Source organism: Terriglobia bacterium (genome assembly GCA_036496425.1).
GTDB lineage: Bacteria > Acidobacteriota > Terriglobia > 20CM-2-55-15 > 20CM-2-55-15 > 20CM-2-55-15.
Map to the genome: position 1 here is coordinate 1 of DASXLG010000154.1, position 3,554 is coordinate 3,554.

The 3,554-nt window shown below is 62.4% G+C and carries 6 protein-coding genes; 4 read left to right on the plus strand and 2 right to left on the minus strand.

Features of this window, described 5'->3' with window-relative positions; translation table 11 throughout:
* Positions 1-43 precede the first annotated feature (43 nt).
* On the plus strand, positions 44-256 hold the full coding sequence (locus VGK48_11035) for a cold-shock protein (protein ID HEY2381701.1): 213 nt from the start codon (positions 44-46) through the stop codon (positions 254-256).
* Positions 257-407: 151 nt separating this feature from the next.
* Here the strand turns inward: VGK48_11035 and cpaB are convergent, their stop codons facing one another.
* Complete coding sequence (gene cpaB, locus VGK48_11040; protein ID HEY2381702.1) at positions 408-1,202, minus strand: Flp pilus assembly protein CpaB; 795 nt, start codon at positions 1,200-1,202, stop codon at positions 408-410.
* Positions 1,203-1,326: 124 nt separating this feature from the next.
* Entirely contained in the window at positions 1,327-2,154 is an 828-nt protein-coding gene (locus tag VGK48_11045; protein HEY2381703.1) for a sterol desaturase family protein, read from the minus strand.
* A 304-nt stretch (positions 2,155-2,458) separates the two neighbouring features.
* Between VGK48_11045 and VGK48_11050 the strand changes: the two genes are divergently transcribed.
* From VGK48_11050 to VGK48_11060, 3 genes are all read left to right on the plus strand, one after another.
* Complete coding sequence (locus VGK48_11050; GenBank protein ID HEY2381704.1) at positions 2,459-2,623, plus strand: Flp family type IVb pilin; 165 nt, start codon at positions 2,459-2,461, stop codon at positions 2,621-2,623.
* A 75-nt stretch (positions 2,624-2,698) separates the two neighbouring features.
* Positions 2,699-2,839, plus strand: coding sequence for a hypothetical protein (locus VGK48_11055; GenBank protein ID HEY2381705.1), 141 nt, complete (start codon positions 2,699-2,701; stop codon positions 2,837-2,839).
* A gap of 81 nt (positions 2,840-2,920) precedes the next feature.
* Positions 2,921-3,445 carry a prepilin peptidase gene (locus tag VGK48_11060; GenBank protein HEY2381706.1) on the plus strand — a complete coding sequence of 175 codons (525 nt, stop codon included), beginning with the start codon at positions 2,921-2,923 and terminating at the stop codon, positions 3,443-3,445.
* The last annotated feature ends 109 nt before the right edge of the window (positions 3,446-3,554 follow it).

Below are 3,554 nucleotides of genomic sequence, written 5' to 3' on the forward strand. Positions count from 1 at the left end.
GATGAGTGGGTTTCGACGTTTATATCTGAGAAGGGACTATCCCGTGAGCATGGGGACCGTGAAGTGGTTTAACGCAACCAAGGGCTATGGCTTCATCCAGCCGGATGACGGCGGCAACGATGTGTTCGTGCACATCAGCGCAGTCGAACGTGCCGGCCTCGGCACGTTGCGCGAGGGCCAGAAGATCTCGTACGAAATCGTGGCCGACCGCCGCTCGGGCAAGTCGTCGGCCGACAATCTGCGCGCCGCGGGCTGAGCGATTTCCCGAGGGTGTGAGGCCTGGGGGAATCTGCCTGAACACATCAACGAAAAGGCCGCGCTTCGGGCGCGGCCTATTCATTTGCACGTTGACCTGACGTTGGCGCAGGTGAACAGCGCCGGAATCCGGCTGAGGCGAATCGGCGGCCTCAGTGGTTGCAGTTCGGAGTGCAGCTATAGGTCTCGCGGGCGGTACCGCGATAGACCGTCACCAGCGACTGATCGTCCAACTTGGCTTCTTGGCGCTTGGCGTCGGCGATGCTGCGCAGCGCCAGCGTCAGCACGCCCATCTGGCGGGCGCGGGCCAGCGTCTCGGCCTGCCCGGGTCGCAGCTCGAGGGTCGCGGTCTTGCCGACCAGATTGGTCTGACCGTCCTTCTCCTTGGGCGCCTGGTCGATGGCGAGCACGCGGATGTTCGTCAGCACCACCTCCGAAACGATGGTTTCGGGGATTGCCTGGTTTTCAGGATGCTTCTCGCGGCGCGTGACAAGCACGTCGACGCGGTCGTTCGGCAGGATGAAGCCGCCGGCGCCGGTCTCCGGCGAGACTTCGGTCGACACCGCGCGAGCGCCGCTCGGCAGGATCGCGGCCATGAAGCCTGAGCCGGAGCTCTTGACCAGCTTCTGCTCGCGGATCGGCTCGCCCGCGATCACGGGGTCGCGTGCGATCGAGCCGGCGATCTGGGTCACCGCGTCGGGACGGTCGGTCTTCTTGATGAAACTGTTGCTGGCGGTCGCCGATGGCCAAGTCTGCCAGACCATGTCCTCGGGCTTGACGCTCTGGCCGAGGCCGATGTCGGATTTGGCGACCAGCACGTCCACGGTCGGCAATTGGGCGACCGGCTCGGGAGCAGGCTTGCTTTCGTTCGCTCCGCTGGCGAGCCAGGCGGCGACGCCCCCGGCGCTCAGCGCAATACCAAGGACGATGATACGTGCGGTTTTCATACGCTTTTACTCTTCCGCGCCTCTACTCGACACTGGCCAAGGCGATACGCAGCGGAACCCGGCGGCCGTCGCCGCGAGTGTGGTGTCAATTCGTGAAAGAACCGCAAATACCGGGGCAAAACTTCTAACGACGGAAGGGAAAAACCATCTGCCCGACGAAGGCCTCCGGCATCGCGGCTTCGTCCTTGCCGTACTCCTTCGGCAGCTCGTTCGCCGGCATGCTGAAGGTCCCGAACAGGATGTCCCAGAGCGGGAAAGTGCCGGCAAAATTGGTGTTTCCGCCCTCGTCGAGCCGGGTGTGGTGCCAGCGGTGGAACACCGGCGTCGCCAGCACATATTTGAACGGACCGAGCGTCCAGTTCAGATTGGCGTGTACGAAGGCCGAATGGAAGGTGTTGAACGGCGCCAGCAGCACCATGGCGTTGGGCGAGATACCAGCCATCAGCAGGATCACGTCGACGCCTATTGTTCCGATCAGCAAATTGACCGGGTGGAACCGCGCCGCCGAGATCCAGTCGAGCTCCTTCGAGGAGTGATGGACCGCGTGATACTTCCAGAAGCCGGTGCCGTGAAACATGCGGTGCAGCCAATACAGCATGAAGTCGGCGGCGATCAGGAACACCAGCGCCTGCACCCAGTGCGGCAGCTGCGCCAGCGGGCCGTGGCCGTCATCATAGAAGGCGATCAGGTCGTCGGCGTCGTGGATGTTGAAGACGGCGGCAGCGCCGACCACGAGCAGCCCGATGCGGAACACCCGGGCAAAAGTCGGCGCGAAGAACCAGTAGACGACGTCGGTGACGATCTCGCGCTTGCGCCACCACGGCCCGACGTCGTTGCAGGCCCAGAAACGGGTGAGCACCGTGAACAGCACCGCCAGCGCCAGCGTGATCGGCACCACCTTCTCGAGGGTGGTGCCCAACATCACCAGGATTTCCAGCGGCAGACCCGACATGGTCACCTCGTCAATTCAGCAAATGTAACGCTTAACTCCCGGCCGATTAAGGAGGCGTGAAGCCAGCCGGCAACTGCAGGCGAGCCTCCATGATATACCCGGCGGAAACCGCACTCCAATTGTAACCAACCCGTTAAAACCAAATTTACTCTGCAGGCGAACAGGGAACTTGCGGGCTTTTTGCACGCCCGAATTAACTGCAACGCAATTGTCGGTCCCTAGGGTGGCCCATGGTCACGGTGCTGAGAACGCCGCCACGACCAGACCCTAGTTCGGCCAGCCACGTGTACATGGAGTTTAGCTTATGAAGAACCTGATTTCGCGTTTCGTGAAGGACGAGTCGGGCGCCACCGCCATCGAGTACGGCCTGATTGCCGCGGGCATCTCGCTCGCGATCATCGCGGTCGTCAACGGCCTCGGCACCAACCTGAACACGAAGTTCACGTCGATCAACACTTCGCTGAAGTAAGTCTTGATCAGCAGGCATCGAAGGCCCCGGACGATCCGGGGCCTTTGTTGTTTGTAACCCGAAGTGGTGCTGCGTATGCGTAGGCCTCAGACCGCGGTTGTGGCGGCAAGAAACGCCGCTGCGACAGAAACCGTGGAAACGCCGGTGCGGCTGATCTGCCTCGCGCTGCTGCTTGCGATCGCAGCGCTGGCCTGCCGGATCGCCAGCTTCTGGTGAGTCCCGACAAAACCTTGTTTTCCGATTGTTAGGCTTCTCCGCCCTAGACTCGGGCGAACCGATTTTTCGCCCGGCTTTCACATGATTCTCGATCTCGCCCGCATTCTGGTATTCCCGGCCTTGATGGCGTTTGCCGCCGCCAGCGACCTCTTCACCATGACGATCTCCAACCGCGTCTCGATCCTGCTGGCTGCGGCCTTCCTGCTGCTGGCGGTCGCCACGGGCATGGGGCCTTACGACATCCTCTCCCATCTTGGCGCCGGCGCGCTGGTGCTCCTGATCGCCTTCGGCTGCTTTGCGATGGGCTGGGTCGGCGGCGGCGACGCCAAGGTCGCAGCGGCCGCCGCACTGTGGTTCGGCTTCGGCCATCTCTTGAACTACCTGCTCTACGCCTCGCTGTTCGGCGGCGTGCTCACCATCGTGCTGCTGCAGATGCGGCAATGGCCGCTGCCCTATGCGCTGACCGGCCAGACCTGGCTGCTGCGGCTGCACGCCAAGGAGAGCGGCATCCCCTACGGCGTTGCCCTCGCCATCGGCGCGCTGATGATCTATCCCGAGACCGAGTGGGTAAAGGCAGTCGACCTTGCACACTTTGCGATCCACTGAATCGTTAGCGCGATCGACCAAGTAACTCGGCGTTAAGGCAATTTACTCACCCCTCATTAACCATGCTTTGACGAATAGCTGGTCAACTCCACGACACGGCGGCGAAGCG